Source organism: Streptomyces sp. NPDC089915 (assembly GCF_040684675.1).
GTDB lineage: Bacteria > Actinomycetota > Actinomycetes > Streptomycetales > Streptomycetaceae > Streptomyces.
Map to the genome: position 1 here is coordinate 25,956 of NZ_JBFBGN010000025.1, position 15,077 is coordinate 41,032.

The 15,077-nt window shown below is 71.0% G+C and carries 17 protein-coding genes; 6 read left to right on the forward strand and 11 right to left on the reverse strand.

The window, feature by feature from the left end:
- Nucleotides 1-209 precede the first annotated feature (209 nt).
- From AB0O29_RS10905 to AB0O29_RS10925, 5 genes are all read left to right on the forward strand, one after another.
- Complete coding sequence (locus tag AB0O29_RS10905) at nucleotides 210-770, forward strand: SigE family RNA polymerase sigma factor (protein WP_358814434.1); 561 nt, start codon at nucleotides 210-212, stop codon at nucleotides 768-770.
- Nucleotides 758-1,459 carry a hypothetical protein gene (locus AB0O29_RS10910; RefSeq protein WP_365149383.1) on the forward strand — a complete coding sequence of 234 codons (702 nt, stop codon included), beginning with the start codon at nucleotides 758-760 and terminating at the stop codon, nucleotides 1,457-1,459. Before AB0O29_RS10905 ends, AB0O29_RS10910 begins: the two co-directional genes overlap by 13 nt.
- Nucleotides 1,460-1,497: 38 nt before the next feature.
- Entirely contained in the window at nucleotides 1,498-2,211 is a 714-nt protein-coding gene (gene cseB / locus AB0O29_RS10915; RefSeq protein WP_365149386.1) for a two-component system response regulator CseB, read from the forward strand.
- A 10-nt stretch (nucleotides 2,212-2,221) separates the two neighbouring features.
- Complete coding sequence (gene cseC, locus AB0O29_RS10920) at nucleotides 2,222-3,535, forward strand: two-component system sensor histidine kinase CseC (protein ID WP_365149389.1); 1,314 nt, start codon at nucleotides 2,222-2,224, stop codon at nucleotides 3,533-3,535.
- A 61-nt stretch (nucleotides 3,536-3,596) separates the two neighbouring features.
- Nucleotides 3,597-4,691, forward strand: coding sequence for a LamG-like jellyroll fold domain-containing protein (locus AB0O29_RS10925; protein WP_365149392.1), 1,095 nt, complete (start codon nucleotides 3,597-3,599; stop codon nucleotides 4,689-4,691).
- A gap of 13 nt (nucleotides 4,692-4,704) precedes the next feature.
- Here AB0O29_RS10925 and AB0O29_RS10930 read toward each other — a convergent pair whose 3' ends face one another.
- Both AB0O29_RS10930 and AB0O29_RS10935 read right to left on the reverse strand, forming a co-directional pair.
- The gene (locus tag AB0O29_RS10930; protein WP_365149395.1) at nucleotides 4,705-5,331 is read right to left on the reverse strand and encodes a M23 family metallopeptidase; all 627 of its coding nucleotides are present in this window, start codon (nucleotides 5,329-5,331) and stop codon (nucleotides 4,705-4,707) included.
- A gap of 649 nt (nucleotides 5,332-5,980) precedes the next feature.
- Complete coding sequence (locus AB0O29_RS10935; RefSeq protein ID WP_365149398.1) at nucleotides 5,981-8,506, reverse strand: ATP-dependent Clp protease ATP-binding subunit; 2,526 nt, start codon at nucleotides 8,504-8,506, stop codon at nucleotides 5,981-5,983.
- Between the two features lie 451 nt (nucleotides 8,507-8,957).
- Between AB0O29_RS10935 and AB0O29_RS10940 the strand changes: the two genes are divergently transcribed.
- Nucleotides 8,958-9,539 carry an SCO3374 family protein gene (locus tag AB0O29_RS10940; protein WP_365149401.1) on the forward strand — a complete coding sequence of 194 codons (582 nt, stop codon included), beginning with the start codon at nucleotides 8,958-8,960 and terminating at the stop codon, nucleotides 9,537-9,539.
- On the opposite strand, the gene AB0O29_RS10945 is transcribed toward AB0O29_RS10940, so the two are convergent.
- From AB0O29_RS10945 to nadC, 9 genes are all read right to left on the reverse strand, one after another.
- Nucleotides 9,518-9,856 carry an Lsr2 family protein gene (locus AB0O29_RS10945; RefSeq protein ID WP_344169801.1) on the reverse strand — a complete coding sequence of 113 codons (339 nt, stop codon included), beginning with the start codon at nucleotides 9,854-9,856 and terminating at the stop codon, nucleotides 9,518-9,520. The genes AB0O29_RS10940 and AB0O29_RS10945 overlap by 22 nt on opposite strands.
- 164 nt (nucleotides 9,857-10,020) lie before the next feature.
- Nucleotides 10,021-10,551 carry an amino-acid N-acetyltransferase gene (locus AB0O29_RS10950; RefSeq protein ID WP_365149404.1) on the reverse strand — a complete coding sequence of 177 codons (531 nt, stop codon included), beginning with the start codon at nucleotides 10,549-10,551 and terminating at the stop codon, nucleotides 10,021-10,023.
- 10 nt (nucleotides 10,552-10,561) lie between these two features.
- A complete protein-coding gene (locus tag AB0O29_RS10955; protein ID WP_365149407.1) occupies nucleotides 10,562-11,035 on the reverse strand; it encodes a BlaI/MecI/CopY family transcriptional regulator in 474 nt (157 codons plus the stop codon).
- 79 nt (nucleotides 11,036-11,114) lie between these two features.
- Nucleotides 11,115-11,279: a hypothetical protein gene (locus AB0O29_RS10960; RefSeq protein ID WP_344169792.1), complete on the reverse strand. Its 165-nt coding sequence runs from the start codon at nucleotides 11,277-11,279 to the stop codon at nucleotides 11,115-11,117.
- A 14-nt stretch (nucleotides 11,280-11,293) separates the two neighbouring features.
- Nucleotides 11,294-11,938 (reverse strand): hypothetical protein, encoded by a 645-nt coding sequence (locus tag AB0O29_RS10965; RefSeq protein ID WP_365149411.1) that lies wholly within the window; start codon nucleotides 11,936-11,938, stop codon nucleotides 11,294-11,296.
- An 88-nt stretch (nucleotides 11,939-12,026) separates the two neighbouring features.
- Entirely contained in the window at nucleotides 12,027-12,215 is a 189-nt protein-coding gene (locus AB0O29_RS10970) for a DUF397 domain-containing protein (RefSeq protein ID WP_365149414.1), read from the reverse strand.
- 139 nt (nucleotides 12,216-12,354) lie between these two features.
- On the reverse strand, nucleotides 12,355-13,107 hold the full coding sequence (locus AB0O29_RS10975) for a GntR family transcriptional regulator (protein ID WP_365149417.1): 753 nt from the start codon (nucleotides 13,105-13,107) through the stop codon (nucleotides 12,355-12,357).
- A gap of 167 nt (nucleotides 13,108-13,274) precedes the next feature.
- On the reverse strand, nucleotides 13,275-14,084 hold the full coding sequence (locus AB0O29_RS10980) for a type III pantothenate kinase (protein ID WP_365149420.1): 810 nt from the start codon (nucleotides 14,082-14,084) through the stop codon (nucleotides 13,275-13,277).
- A 3-nt stretch (nucleotides 14,085-14,087) separates the two neighbouring features.
- Entirely contained in the window at nucleotides 14,088-15,056 is a 969-nt protein-coding gene (gene nadC / locus AB0O29_RS10985) for a carboxylating nicotinate-nucleotide diphosphorylase (protein ID WP_365149423.1), read from the reverse strand.
- Nucleotides 15,057-15,077 lie beyond the last annotated feature (21 nt).

A 15,077-nucleotide genomic window follows, 5' to 3' on the forward strand; every position in this document is an offset into this window, starting at 1 on the left:
GGAACGCCCCGGCGGCCCGAAGCTGACTGACGCATTCCGTTTCGGTCCGGGAAACCCCAGCTCACGGGCACTGTTACACAACCTACGGGTGTCCGTGCGCCCACCGCAGGCTGACCCGCACAGTGCCGTGACAACCCCTCCGTACCTTCGGATCCGTAAGGCAGCGGATGACGCGGCGGGTGACGGGGACGGCAGCGGAGGCGGTCTAGATGGCGCACGGAGATGTACTCGAGTTCGAGGAGTACGTACGTACCCGGCAGGACGCCCTGCTGCGCAGCGCCCGGCGCCTGGTCCCGGACCCGACGGACGCGCAGGACCTCCTCCAGACCGCCCTCGTCCGCACCTACGGCCGCTGGGACGGCATCGCCGACAAGTCCCTGGCCGACGCCTACCTGCGCCGCGTCATGATCAACACGCGGACCGAGTGGTGGCGGGCCCGCAAGCTCGACGAGGTCCCCACCGAGCAGCTCCCGGACGCCTCCGTCGAGGACGGCTCCGACCAGCGCGCCGACCGCGCCCTGCTCATGGACATCCTCAAGGTGCTCGCGCCCAAGCAGCGCAGTGTCGTGGTGCTGCGACACTGGGAGCAGATGAGCACCGAGGAGACGGCCGCGGCGCTCGGGATGTCGGCGGGAACCGTGAAGAGCACACTGCACCGCGCACTGGCCCGGCTCCGCCAGGAGCTGGAGAGCCGGGACCTGGACATGCGTGCGCTCGAACGCGGTGACCACACCACGCGTTACGAGGGGCGGGAGCGGTGCGCGGCCTGAACGGCCAAAGCCTGAGCGGGAGAAGCTCGCTGGTACTGACGTCGGCGGGGACGGTCGTCCTCGTCGGCACAGTGCTGTTCGCGGCCGGCTGTTCCACCGGCGGCACCGGCCTGCGCGACGGCGGCCCCGCCCGCACGGAGTCGGTGGCCCGCAACACCCAGCCGACCGCCGCCCCCAGCGGCCCGGTGGCCCCGGGCCACTCCCCCGCCGCGGGCACGGCGAACCCCCTGAGGAAGGTCGACCCGGTGGCCCTCCTCAAGGCGGACCCCAAGGTCAGCGCCGAGATCAAGCGGGACCTCAAGCCCTGCACGGGCAAGGAGTACCCCGTCGACGTCAGCTACGGGAAGATCACCGGCAGCTCCGTCGTCGACATCGTCGTCAACGTCCTGTCCTGCGCCGACGCCCTGGGCCGCGGCTCGTACGTGTACCGGTCGGACGGCGGGAAGTACGAGAATGTCTTCGCCGACGAGCAGCCCCCCGTCTACGCCGAGATCGACCGCGGCGACCTGGTGGTCAGCAAGCCGGTCTACGGCAAGAGCGACGCCCTCTCCTACCCCTCCGGCGAGGACGTGATCACGTACCGCTGGAACGGGGAGAAGTTCGCCGAGCAGGACCGGGTCCACTCGGAGTACAGCAACGTCGGCGACGGCGGGGCCCAGCCGGCCCCGGCCGTCAGCCAGAAGAACTGACCGCACAAGCAGACGGAACGACCGGAGTGAGGCTGGGCATGGCCGAGACCCACGTGCTGTTCGTGGAGGACGACGACGTCATCCGCGAGGCCACGACCCTGGCGCTGGAACGCGACGGGTTCGTGGTCACCGCCATGCCCGACGGCCTGTCCGGACTGGAGTCCTTCCGGGCGAACCGCCCCGACATCGCCCTGCTGGACGTGATGGTCCCCGGCATGGACGGGGTGAGCCTGTGCCGGCGCATCCGCGACGAGTCCACCGTCCCCGTCATCATGCTCTCGGCGCGCGCCGACTCCATCGACGTGGTCCTCGGCCTGGAGGCCGGCGCCGACGACTACGTCACCAAGCCCTTCGACGGCTCCGTCCTCGTCGCCCGGATCCGCGCGGTGCTCCGCCGCTTCGGACACGCCGGCGGCACGCAGAACGGCGCCCACGGCCCGTCCGACGCGGACGACTCCGACGAGCGCGGGGTGCTGTCCTTCGGCGACCTGGAGGTCGACACCGAGGGCATGGAGGTCCGCCGGGCCGGCAACCCCGTCGCCCTGACCCCCACCGAGATGCGGCTGCTGCTGGAGTTCTCCTCCGCACCCGGTACCGTCCTGTCCCGCGACCGGCTCCTGGAGCGGGTGTGGGACTACGACTGGGGCGGCGACACCCGCGTCGTGGACGTCCACGTCCAGCGGCTGCGCACCAAGATCGGCCAGGACCGGATCGAAACGGTCCGCGGCTTCGGATACAAGCTCAAGGCATGAGAACCACAGCATGAGGCGTTTCACCCTGCGCACGGGGATCCGCTGGAAGATCACGCTCGCCATCGCCGCCGTCGGCGCCCTCACCGCGCTCGCCCTGAGCCTGGTGGTGCACAGCGCCGCCCGCGTGTCGATGCTGGAGAGCGCCCGCGACTCGGAACTGGAGCGGGTCCAGTACATCGCCCGCACCCCCGACGCCGGCCGCAAGCCCATCTGGGGCGCCAAGGTCAACGACCCCGAGCTCCCCGCCGAACTGCGCGAGAAGGCCCGCTCGGGGCGGCGCGGCACCTACATCCAGGAGACCCCCAAGCGGGCCCCCGAGGTGTGGGCGGCCGTACCGCTCGGCAACGGGCAGGTGCTGTCCATGCACCACCAGTTCCGCGAGAGCGCCAACATGGTGCGCGACCTGGACCGGGCCCTCGTCATCGGCTCCCTCGCCGTCGTGATCGGCGGCTCGGCGCTCGGCGTGCTCATCGGCGGGCAGATCTCCAGCCGGCTCCGCAAGGCCGCGGCCGCAGCCCAGCGGGTCGCGCACGGGGACCCCGAGGTCCGCGTACGGGACGCGGTGGGCGGCGTCGTCCGCGACGAGACGGACGACCTCGCCCGGGCGGTGGACGCCATGGCCGACGCCCTCCAGCAGCGGCTGGAGGCGGAGCGGCGGGTGACCGCCGACATCGCGCACGAGCTGCGCACCCCGGTGACGGGCCTGCTCACGGCCGCCGAACTGCTGCCCCCGGGCCGGCCCACGGAGCTGGTGCGCGACCGCGCGCAGGCGATGCGGGCCCTGGTCGAGGACGTCCTGGAGGTGGCCCGCCTGGACGGCGCGTCCGAACGGGCCGAGCTGCAGGACGTGGCACTGGGCGAGTTCGTGACCCGCCGGGTGACGGCGCTGATGCCGGAGGCCACGGTACGGGTCGTCGCGGACGAGATCGTCAGCACCGACCCGCGCCGGCTGGAGCGGATCCTCGGCAACCTCCTCGCCAACGCCGCCCGCTACGGGCAGGCGCCGGTCCAGGTCGACATCGAGGGCCGGGTCGTCCGCGTACGGGACCACGGGCCGGGCTTCCCCGAGGCCCTGCTGCGGGAGGGCCCGAGCCGCTTCCGCACCGGCTCCACGGACCGGGCGGGCGTCGGGCACGGCCTCGGGCTGACCATCGCCGAGGGCCAGGCCCGCGTCCTGGGCGCCCGCCTCACCTTCCGCAACGTGGCCGCCCCGGGCGGCGCGGAGAACGAGGGCGCGGCGGCGGGCGCGGTGGCCGTCCTGTGGCTCCCGGAGCACGCCCCGACGACGACGGGCAGCTTCCCGATCGTCCGGCTCCCGGGCTGACCCCGGGCCGGTATCGGTCCGGGGGCTCCCCGCCCCACGGTGATGTTCTAGCATCCGTGCCATGACTGACGGTACGGATCGCCCTGACAACCCGCAGCCCGGCCCCGCCTCCGGCGGGTACGGCTACCCCCAGCCCGGGCAGTCCAACCCCTACCAGCCGGAGCCCGCGACGGGGCAGCCCGGACAGGGCTTCGGGCCGCCGCCCACGGCGGCCGAATCGTTCCCGCCCCCGATACCCGAGACCTTCACCCCCGGCCCCACCCCGGACTGGCAGGCGATGGCCGACGCCTCCGAGTCCCAGCGCAGGAAGCGCCGGCTGCTCACCATCGGCGGCGGGGTGCTCGCCGTGCTGCTCGTGGCGGGGGGCGCGACCTTCTTCGTCCTGCAGGGCGGGGACGGCAAGCCGGACGACAAGCCGACCGCCTCCCCCTCGGGCTCCGCCACCCCCTCGGGCGGGTCGAAGTCCCCGTCCAAGAACCCCGACGACGACTATCCGACCCTCCCCGGCGAGCCGAACGTCCTGCGCGACTACAACGGCAAGACGGGCATCGCCCTGGGCCCGGGCGCCTCGCTGGGCGAGCTGTCCATGCGCACCGAGGTCCGCTTCAAGGGGGCCCCGGACTCGTACGCGCAGGGCGCCGAGGCGGCCGTGGACGTCACGAAGAGCTTCAGCGTCTCCACCCGCGCCTACAACACCACCGAGGGCGGCTCGCACATGGCGGTCAGCCAGGGCGACGGGGACTCGTACTCGTTCGAGCTCGGCTTCGAGGTCGTGAACGGCAAGAAGGCCTGGGTGTTCCGGGTGCAGACCGGCGACAAGGGCCAGGCGGCCACGGCCCAGCAGGTCGTCGTGGACAACGTGGACACCGTGAAGAAGTGGGCGCTGCTGACGGGCACCTACGACGCGGAGAAGAAGACCATCTCGCTGTGGGTGGACGACAAGCAGGCCGGCCAGGCGCAGGTCGCCGGCATCTGGGCGGGCCCCGGCCCGGTCCAGCTCGGCCGGGCCCGCCACCACGGGATCTGGAGCGCCTCGTGGGAGGGGGCCCTCGACCACATCCGGATCTTCGACCAGGCCATCAACCAGGAGCAGGTCACGGCCCTGAAGAACAACAAGCCCGGCAAGCTCAAGCCGGTCCACTCCTGGCTCGTCTGAGCCGGGGGGGGGATCAGACGGTGACGCCGACGTTCCGCAGGAAGGCCACCGGGTTGATCGCGGAGCCGTAGTTCGGCGTCGTGCGGATCTCGAAGTGCAGGTGCGGACCGCTGGAGTTGCCGGTGTTGCCGGACAGGGCGATCTTCTGGTCGAGGGAGACCTTCTGGCCGATCTTCACCAGGATCTTCGACAGGTGCGCGTACTGGGAGTACGTGTTGTCCGCGTGCTTGATCACGATGGCGTTGCCGTAGGCCGGACCGTCACCGCCGCCGTTGGGGCCGGCCTTGACGACGGTGCCGGCGGAGGCGGCGTGCACGGGGGTGCCGACGGGGACGGCGAAGTCCTGGCCGGAGTGCTTGTGCGCCCACATGCTGCCGCCCTTCCCGAAGGTCGCGGAGAGCGTGTAGCTCTCGACGGGCTTCTCCCACAGCACGGCCTTCGCGGCGGCGGCCTGGGCGGCCTTCGCCTGGGCCTGGGCCTGCGCCTGGACGGCGGTCAGCTCGGCGGTGGCGGACAGGTTGGAGGGGGCCTCGTCGGCGAAGGCGGCGGTCGTCCCGGCCCCGAGGGCCAGCGTCGCACCGAGAGCGGTGGCGGCGAGGGCGGTACGGGTACGACGGGTGCTGACGCGCTTCGCGGACATGCGGGGACCTCCGGGGCCGGGGACAGGATTCGGGCAAGAAAGATCCCGGCACTGCGGCCTGCGCCGCGACTGCCGGGCTTGCCCCACCTTGGTAACCCGCGCCCCCACCCAGACCCAAACGCCCGATTTACTACGCCCCCTCGTAGCCGCGCAACCCTCCCGCCCCCGGTTGACGTCCCCCACGCAGGCCCGACACAGGTACAAACCGGGACACGATCCCCTACGACACCACGTAGTAGGTCCGTTTTGTTCTGTGCGGCTTGTCACCGCCCCCAGGCCCAAAGCCCCACCCCCAAGGGCCCAAAGCCCGCAACCCCAAACCCCCGAAACCACTCCGCCCCCGCCGGCCGGTATGCCACTCTGATCGGCCCTTGGTGCGGGTAACGGCCCCAGACGGCGGCCGGCCGCCAAGCCGAGGGAAGCGCGTAGCGATCTGCCGCGTGGGTCGGCCCCAGGCTCCGCTTCGCCGGTCGGGGGCCGGATGTGTGGTCTGCCGTGTCCCGACGACCCGACTCGGCGCTGACACGGCCGCATGCCCGCCTTGCATCCGTCCCGTCCCTTTGGGGGGTCCCCCACGCCAAAAGGGGCGGCCCCGGGACCGATGGTCCCGGGGCCGCCCCTTTACCGCTTACCGCTTACCGCTTACGCGTTACGCGCCCTTCGACAGGTCCGGGCCGGAGCCCGTGGCCTCGATCGGGGGGAGGTCGGGCAGGGCCGACTTCTCCTCGCCGCGGAAGGTGAACTTGGCTTCGTCGCCCTCACCCTCCACACCGACCACCACGATGTGACCGGGACGCAGCTCGCCGAAGAGGATCTTCTCCGACAGCAGGTCCTCGATCTCTCGCTGGATGGTCCGGCGCAGCGGCCGGGCACCCATGATCGGGTCGTAGCCGCGCTTGGCCAGGAGCAGCTTCGCGTCACCGCTGAGCTCGATGCCCATGTCGCGGTCCTTGAGGCGCTCGTCCACCTTGGCGATCATCAGGTCGACGATCTGGATGATGTCTTCCTGGCTGAGCTGGTGGAAGACGACCGTGTCGTCGACGCGGTTGAGGAACTCGGGCCGGAAGTGCTGCTTGAGCTCTTCGTTGACCTTGGCCTTCATCCGGTCGTACCCGGTCTTGACGTCACCCTGAGCCGCGAAGCCCAGGTTGAAGCCCTTGGAGATGTCCCGCGTACCCAGGTTGGTCGTCATGATGATGACCGTGTTCTTGAAGTCGACCACTCGCCCCTGGGAGTCGGTCAGGCGACCGTCCTCCAGGATCTGGAGCAGCGAATTGAAGATATCCGGGTGCGCCTTCTCGACCTCGTCGAAGAGGACGACGGAGAACGGCTTCCGGCGGACCTTCTCGGTCAGCTGGCCGCCCTCTTCGTAGCCCACGTAGCCGGGGGGCGAACCGAAGAGACGCGAAACCGTGTGCTTCTCGCTGAACTCCGACATGTCGAGGGAGATCAGCGCGTCCTCGTCGCCGAAGAGGAATTCGGCGAGCGTCTTGGACAGCTCGGTCTTACCGACGCCGGACGGGCCGGCGAAGATGAACGAGCCACCGGGGCGCTTCGGGTCCTTCAGGCCGGCCCGCGTACGGCGGATCGCCTGCGAAAGGGCCTTGATGGCGTCCTTCTGCCCGATGACGCGCTTGTGGAGCTCGTCCTCCATGCGCAGCAGGCGCGAGGACTCCTCCTCGGTCAGCTTGAAGACGGGAATGCCGGTCGCGGTCGCGAGGACCTCGGCGATGAGCTCGCCGTCGACCTCGGCGACGACGTCCATGTCGCCGGCCTTCCATTCCTTCTCGCGCTTGGACTTCGCGGCGAGCAGCTGCTTCTCCGAATCACGGAGCGAAGCCGCCTTCTCGAAGTCCTGGGAGTCGATGGCCGACTCCTTGTCGCGGCGCACGCCCGCGATCTTCTCGTCGAACTCGCGGAGGTCCGGCGGCGCGGTCATCCGGCGGATGCGCATCCGGGAGCCGGCCTCGTCGATCAGGTCGATCGCCTTGTCCGGCAGGAAGCGGTCCGAGATGTACCGGTCGGCCAGGGTGGCCGCCTGCACGAGGGCCTCGTCCGTGATCGAGACGCGGTGGTGGGCCTCGTACCGGTCGCGGAGACCCTTGAGGATCTCGATGGTGTGCGGCAGCGACGGCTCGGCGACCTGGATGGGCTGGAAGCGGCGCTCCAGCGCGGCGTCCTTCTCCAGGTGCTTGCGGTACTCGTCGAGCGTCGTGGCACCGATGGTCTGGAGCTCACCGCGGGCCAGCATGGGCTTCAGGATCGAGGCCGCGTCGATGGCGCCCTCGGCGGCACCCGCACCGACCAGCGTGTGGAGCTCGTCGATGAACAGGATGATGTCGCCGCGGGTGCGGATCTCCTTGAGGACCTTCTTCAGGCGCTCCTCGAAGTCACCGCGGTAGCGGGAACCGGCGACCAGCGCACCCAGGTCCAGGGTGTACAGGTGCTTGTCCTTGAGGGTCTCGGGCACCTCGCCCTTGACGATGGCCTGGGCCAGCCCCTCGACGACGGCGGTCTTGCCGACGCCGGGCTCGCCGATGAGGACCGGGTTGTTCTTGGTCCGGCGGGACAGCACCTGCATGACCCGCTCGATCTCCTTCTCGCGCCCGATGACCGGGTCGAGCTTGGATTCGCGGGCAGCCTGGGTGAGGTTGCGGCCGAACTGGTCGAGGACCAGCGAGGTCGAGGGGGTGCCCTCGGCCGGGCCGCCTGCGGTGGCCGACTCCTTGCCGCCCCCGGTGTAGCCGGAGAGCAGCTGGATGACCTGCTGCCGGACCCTGTTCAGATCGGCGCCCAGCTTCACGAGGACCTGGGCGGCGACGCCCTCGCCCTCGCGGATCAGGCCGAGCAGGATGTGCTCGGTGCCGATGTAGTTGTGGCCGAGCTGGAGGGCCTCTCGGAGCGAAAGCTCCAGGACCTTCTTCGCCCGCGGCGTGAAGGGGATGTGGCCGGACGGGGCCTGCTGGCCCTGACCGATGATCTCCTCAACCTGCTGGCGAACAGCCTCGAGCGAAATCCCGAGGCTCTCCAGGGCCTTAGCGGCGACACCCTCACCCTCGTGGATCAAGCCCAGGAGGATGTGCTCGGTGCCGATGTAGTTGTGGTTGAGCATCCGGGCTTCTTCCTGAGCCAGGACGACAACCCGCCGCGCGCGGTCGGTGAACCTCTCGAACATCGTTTATCGCTCCTCAGAGCGGTCGGGCAGTTCGGGGTCGGTCCCCGCCCTGTCCTTCCGCATGCTAGTCCCGCGGGACGGGACAGCTCATTCCAACTGCCGACATCCGTCCACGGCTCACCCCCACGTCGGTGAGGAAAACCGGCTGTAAGAGCCGACTACTGCTCCAACCCGATGGTGCGAGACGATGTTCCCGCAGGCCAGGCAGATACCCGTCAGACGAGTACGCCGATGGCGAACGGAAGCCGCTCAAATCAGCGTGTCGCCCCGATCCACTAGGAATGTCTTACCCGTAAGGACTGACACTCCATGCCGGTCAGCACGGTTCCCTCCGCTACGGGCGAACACGCTTGTGTCCCGAATGTGGGACTCCGCTCCGCGGATGTTTACGTTCCGCATTGAACCGGGTGCACTGCGTAACCCGGCGGCACCACTCGGAGTTCATCCGTTCATGGCCGTCGTCAACACCGTGAACGCCGTTCCCCCGTCCATCGTTCCCCCGCCCCGCGTTCCCTCCGGGCCGGACACCCGTACCTGGTACGAGCGGGTGCTCGGATGGACCGTGGCGGCCGGGCCGCCCGTGCGGCTGGTCACCGGGATCCGGTTCGACGTGCTGGAGCTGCCGGCGGACGCCGGGGCCGGGCTGCTGCGCCGTCCCGGCCTGGCCACCGGTCCGGTGGCGCTCGCGGGGCGCGCGATGCGCTTCCTGGTCGCCCCGGGGGCCGCCGAGGAGCTGGACGGGCTGCTCGACTGGCTGGAGTGGGGCGGGGTGGAGCTGGAGCTCACCGCCCTGGGTGCGGGGGGCGGGATCACCGCCCCCGTGCCGCCCGGGCGCGGGCCGGGTGGAAACCCTCGGGGGGCCGCCGTCTGGCTGCGGCCCCCCGAGCCGGGGTGCGAGGCCTCTCTGCCTGCCCTGCCCGGTCCGGGGCGGGGCCGCGGGCCCGATCTCGTACGCCTGGTGGCCGCGGCGGCGACGGAATGCCACCGCGCCCGCCTGTGGCGGCGTACGGGTCAGCCCTTGGCGTTCTCGTAGGCCTCGCGGATCTCGGCCGGAACGCGGCCGCGGTCGTTGACGCTGAGCCCCTGGGCCTTGGCCCAGGCGCGGATCTCGGCGGTGTCGGGGCTGCCGGCCGAGGTCGCGGCACGGCCCTTGGCACGGCCGGCGGAGGCGCGCCCACCGGTGCGGCGGCCGCCCTTGGTGTACGGGTCGAGCAGCCCGCGGAGCTTTTCAGCGTTGGCGGTGGTGAGGTCGATCTCGTAGGTCTTGCCATCCAGAGCGAACGTCACGGTCTCGTCCGCCTCGCCACCGTCGAGGTCGTCGACAAGAAGGACCTGAACCTTCTGTGCCACCGGATTTCCTTTCATCGAAAATGCAGTACGCGGAAAGGAAACCGCTTTTGCCTGGAAAACACAAACCCCCGGGGAGAGGTTCAGGAGCTCAACAAGGCGGGAAACGTACGCGATTCGGACATAGGCCACGGGCGGCCGCGGCCTGGAATAGCCCTCGCGCCCGATCAGAGGTGCAGCAGCATCCGGCTGTTGCCCAAGGTGTTCGGCTTCACTCGTTCGAGACCGAGGAACTCGGCGACTCCCTCGTCATAGGAACGCAGGAGCTCCATGTAGACATCGGTCTCCACCGGGGTCTCGCCGATCTCGACGAACCCGTGCTTCGCGAAGAAGTCGACTTCGAAGGTCAGGCAGAATACCCGGCTCACCCCGATCCGGCGGGCGGTCTCCAACAACTTGGCGAGCACCAGGTGGCCGACTCCGGCGCCCTTCAGGCCGCGGTCCACCGCGAGGGTGCGTACTTCGGCGAGGTCTTCCCACATGACGTGGAGAGCTCCGCAGCCCACCACCTGGCCGTCGGAGTCGCGTTCCGCGACCCAGAACTCCTGGATGTCCTCGTAAAGGACGACCGGGGCTTTGTCGAGGAGGATCCGCTGCTGTACGTACTGGTCCAGCAGGCGGCGCAGCGCCGGAACATCTCCGGTGCGCGCGCGGCGGATGGTCACTGTTTTCGCGTCCGAGGCGGAAAGGTCTCCCATAGGCCGGACGCTATCGCCCCGGCTCGCTCCGGTGCGCGCCGGAGCCCCCCTCTTCCGCGGGCGGGGCGGGGGGCGCGGCCGGGCCGGCGGCGGGGGCTTCCGTTCCGCTCTGCGGCTCGGGCTCGTCGTGCTGGACGATGCGCACGGCGTCGCGGAGGGCCTCGCGCTGTTCCGGGGACATCATGCCGAAGAAGGCGACGAGCGCGGCCGCGGGGTTGTCGCTGGTCGACCAGGCTTCGTTCATCAGTGCGGCCGAGTAGGCGGCACGGGTGGAGACCGCCGTATATCGATAGGCGCGGCCTTCCGCTTCCCGGCGGACCCAGCCCTTCTGATGGAGATTGTCCATAACGGTCATGACCGTGGTGTACGCGATGGACCGTTCCTGCTGGAGGTCTTCCAGGACTTCCCGAACGGTGACCGGGCGGTTCCACTGCCACACCCGTGTCATGACTGCGTCTTCGAGTTCTCCCAAGGGGCGAGGCACAGCAGCACGATAGTGCGGAATGGGCTGAATTGCCCGACTATTCGTTGTGCAACGCGCGGCCAATACCCGGGCGGCGGCCCTACTTCTGCTGCGTCGCGGCTTCCGCGCGGGCGAGCACGGCGTCGACGGCCGCGTCTTCCTTGGCCTTGTTGGCGCCGCCCTGGCTCTTCACGATCGTCCTCACGAGGAAGATGAAGAACGTGGCCATCACGATGGGGGGCACGAGCGCGGAAACGTAGTCCATGCCCCCCAGCGTAGCTACACCGCCTCCCGGCCCGCCGCCGGGGGCGGGGAGGGCTTGCGGCGCGGCGGGAAGACCTCGCCCGGGGTGGGGACGGGCCGGCCGGGGCGCGGGGGCTCCTTCGGGGCGGGCTCCGGACGGGGCCGCTCGGGGGCCGGGGTCTGCCGGCGCGGGGTCTCGGGGCCGGGGGCCGCGGCGCGCGGTTCGCCTCGTCCGCCGGGCAGGGCCAGCAGGCGGGTGCGGGGCGCGGGGGCGGCGGCCGCCAGCCGGCGGCGCACGGAGCGCTCCGCGACGCCCTGGGCCCGTTCCAGGACGGCCGCGGCGACCGGGTTGGACCGCAGGGCGCGCAGGGCGCAGAGGTCGTCGGGGACGGGCTCGTACCCGGCCGCGAGGGCGTCCTGGAGCAGTTCGAGGTAGCCCGAGAGGCTCCCGGGCAGGGCGCTTCGGTAGCGGGCGAGGTCGTCGAGCAGGAAGGCTCTGAGCCGGCCCGCCTCCTGGACCGCTTCGTCCACCGACGCCGCGAGGCGCAGGCAGTCCTGGACCTCGGAGGCCGTCAGGGGGGCCGTGGAGGACTGGAGGGCGTGGGCGAGGCTACGCCGGAGCACGTGCAGCTCGGCGGCGCTGAAAGCCATGCCGCCGCGGGATCCGTAGGGCGTGGGCATGGGCCGAAGATACGCGCTAATCGGACAAAATCCCCTGATGACGGGGGTGTGCGGCGCGGCGCGGCAGCGCGCCGCGGACCGCCCGGGATCAGCCGCTCTCCTTCACGGCCTCGACGAAGTCGGCCCAGGCGGCGTGGGTGGTGGCCATCACGAGGTGCGCGGGGTCGGCGCGGTCCGCCACCCGTACGAGGGTGCCCGGGGCGGCGGCCACGTAGACGCAGGCCTCCCCTTCACCGCAGTACGACGATTTGCGCCACTCGACCGGGGCGTTCGTCATGGTGTCTCCTCCGTCGTGGACGAGGCCACGTTGCCTCTCCAGCGGGACGCTACCTCCGCGAGAGTCACACTCCGGCCACTTCCCGTAAAAAAACGCCGTTCATGAATATCGCTCCGCCGTCATCCGCCCGTCACACGGCTCACTCGACGGGGAAGGCGTACGCGATCTCGTAGCGGGAGTCCGGGATTACGAGGTCCGCCGTCTCCACCGGGCGGCCGTCGGCGTCGAGGTAGGTCCGCTCGACCCGGGTGATCATCGCGCCGAGGCTGATCCCCAGCAGGTTGGCCTGGTCCTGGGTGGCCCGGGAGGGGCGCGGGACCTCCACCACGGAGGTGACCGTGATCCCGATGGAGCGCATCCGCGCCACGACCCCGGCGCCGCGCATCTCGCCCGCCTCGGGCAGCACGATCGGGGTCCCGGAGGTGATGGCGAGGGGCTCCCAGGACTCGGAGAGCTCGGCGGGGCTGCCGTCGGCCATGAACTCGTAGCGGGTCATCACGCACGGCGCGCCCGGCTCGATGGCCAGCCGGGCGGCGATCCGCTCGGGGGCGGGGAGCTGGGGGTGGGTCCGCGAGTCCCAGGAGGCGGCGATGCCGTGCGCGGCGGCCTCGGAGCGGAAGGTGTTGCCGGAGCCGGGGACCCGGCGGCGGGTGCGGAGCATCCGCATGCGGCGGCGCGGGGTGCGCACGTAGGTTCCCGAGCCGGCGCGGCCTTCGAGGAAGCCCTCGATGATCAGCTGTTCCATCGCCCGCTGGGTGACGCCCTGGCCGACCTCGTACTCCTCGGCGAAGCGGGCGCGGGAGGGGAGCCGGTCCCCGATCTTCCACTCGCCCGCCTCGATGCGGGTCCGGAGCGATTCGACCACCTGCAAGTACGGTGATTTACGGGGCATTCGGTCCGTCCTCTACCGTCTCGACCCTGCCGCCCGGGAGCGCGTGCGTCCGACGCCGACAAGCTAACCGATCAGCTTGAACCTGAGGATTCGGGATGACGGTGGGTACGGAACGCCCGCCCGCCGCGCCCCGGACGGGGCGGGCGGACGGGCGAAGTGCCGTGCGCTCAGTCGAAGTTGGGCGCGTTGCGCTCGTACACCAGCCGCAGGCCCATCAGGGTCAGCCACGGCTCGTGCTCGTCGATCACGGTGGTCTCCCCGAGGACGATCGGGGCCAGCCCGCCCGTCGCGATGACGCGGACGTCGTCCGGGTCGCCCTCCGGGCCCACCAGGTCCCGCGCCATGCGGTGCACGATCCCGTCCACCTGGCCCGCGAACCCGTAGACCACGCCCGACTGCATCGCCTCGACCGTGGACTTGCCGATCACGTTGCGCGGCCGGGCCAGCTCGATCTTGCGCAGCTGGGCGCCGCGCATCCCCAGCGCCTCCATCGAGATCTCGATGCCCGGGGAGATCACCCCGCCCACGTACTCGCCGCGCGCGGAGATCGCGTCGAAGGTGGTCGCCGTCCCCATGTCGACGACGATCGCCGGGCCCCCGTACAGCTCGACGGCCGCGACCGCGTTGACGATGCGGTCCGCGCCGACCTCCTTCGGGTTGTCCATCAGGATCGGCACGCCCGTCTTGACCCCGGGCTCCACCAGCACAGACGGCACGTCCCCGTAGTAGCGGCGGGTGACCTCGCGCAGCTCGTGCAGGACGGACGGGACCGTCGCGCAGATCGCGATGCCGTGGATCCCGTCGCCCAGCTCGCTGCCGAGCATCGGGTGCATCCCCATCAGGCCCTGGAGCAGCACGGCCATCTCGTCGGCCGTACGGCGCGGGTCCGTCGAGACCCGCCAGTGCTCGACGATCTCCTCGCCGTCGAACAGGCCCATGACGGTGTGGGTGTTGCCCACGTCGATGGTGAGCAGCACGGACTACACCGCCTCGCGCAGGTCGAGGCCGATGTCCAGGATCGGCGAGGAGTGCGTGAGCGCGCCCACCGCCAGGTAGTCCACGCCGGTCTCGGCGTAGGCGCGGGCGGTCTCCAGGGTGAGGCGGCCCGAGGACTCCAGGACGGCGCGGCCGGCCACGATCGTGACGGCCTCCTCGGTCTCCGGGACGGTGAAGTTGTCCAGCAGGATCAGGTCGGCGCCCGCGTCCACGACCTCGCGGACCTGGTGCATCGTGTCGACCTCGACCTCGACCGGGACGTCCGGGAAGGCCTCGCGGACGGCCTTGAAGGCCTGGGCGACGCCGCCGGCCGCGACCACGTGGTTGTCCTTGACCAGCGCCGCGTCCGACAGGGACATGCGGTGGTTGACGCCGCCGCCGCAGCGGACCGCGTACTTCTCCAGCGCGCGCAGGCCGGGGGTGGTCTTGCGGGTGTCGCGGACCTTGGCCTTCGTGCCCTCCAGGACGTCCGCCCAGCGGCGGGTGGCCGTGGCGATGCCGGAGAGGCGGCACAGGATGTTCAGGGCGCTGCGCTCGGCCGTCAGCAGGTCGCGGGTGCGGGAGCGGACCGACAGCAGCAGCTGCCCTGCCTCCACGCGGTCGCCGTCCTCGGCGTGCCGCTCGACCTCGAAGGCCTCCGTGCACACCACGGAGAACACCGCCTCGGCGATGCGCAGGCCGGCCACGACGCCGGCCTCGCGGGCCACGAAGTCGGCGACGGCCTCGGCCTCTTCGGGGACGGTGGCGACGGTGGTGACGTCGACGCCGCCGTCCAGGTCCTCGGACAGCGCCATGTGCGCGACGTCCTCGACCTCGATCGGGTCGAGGCCCGCGTCCACCAGCAGCTGGGCGAGCGCCGGGTCGAGGCCGGTCTCCTCGCCGTCGCCGCAGCCGCAGTCGTCGCCGCAGCCGCCTTCGTTCTGCTCGATCAGGGGGAGTTCGGGGGTGCTCACGGTCAGTGCTCCTGGCTTGAG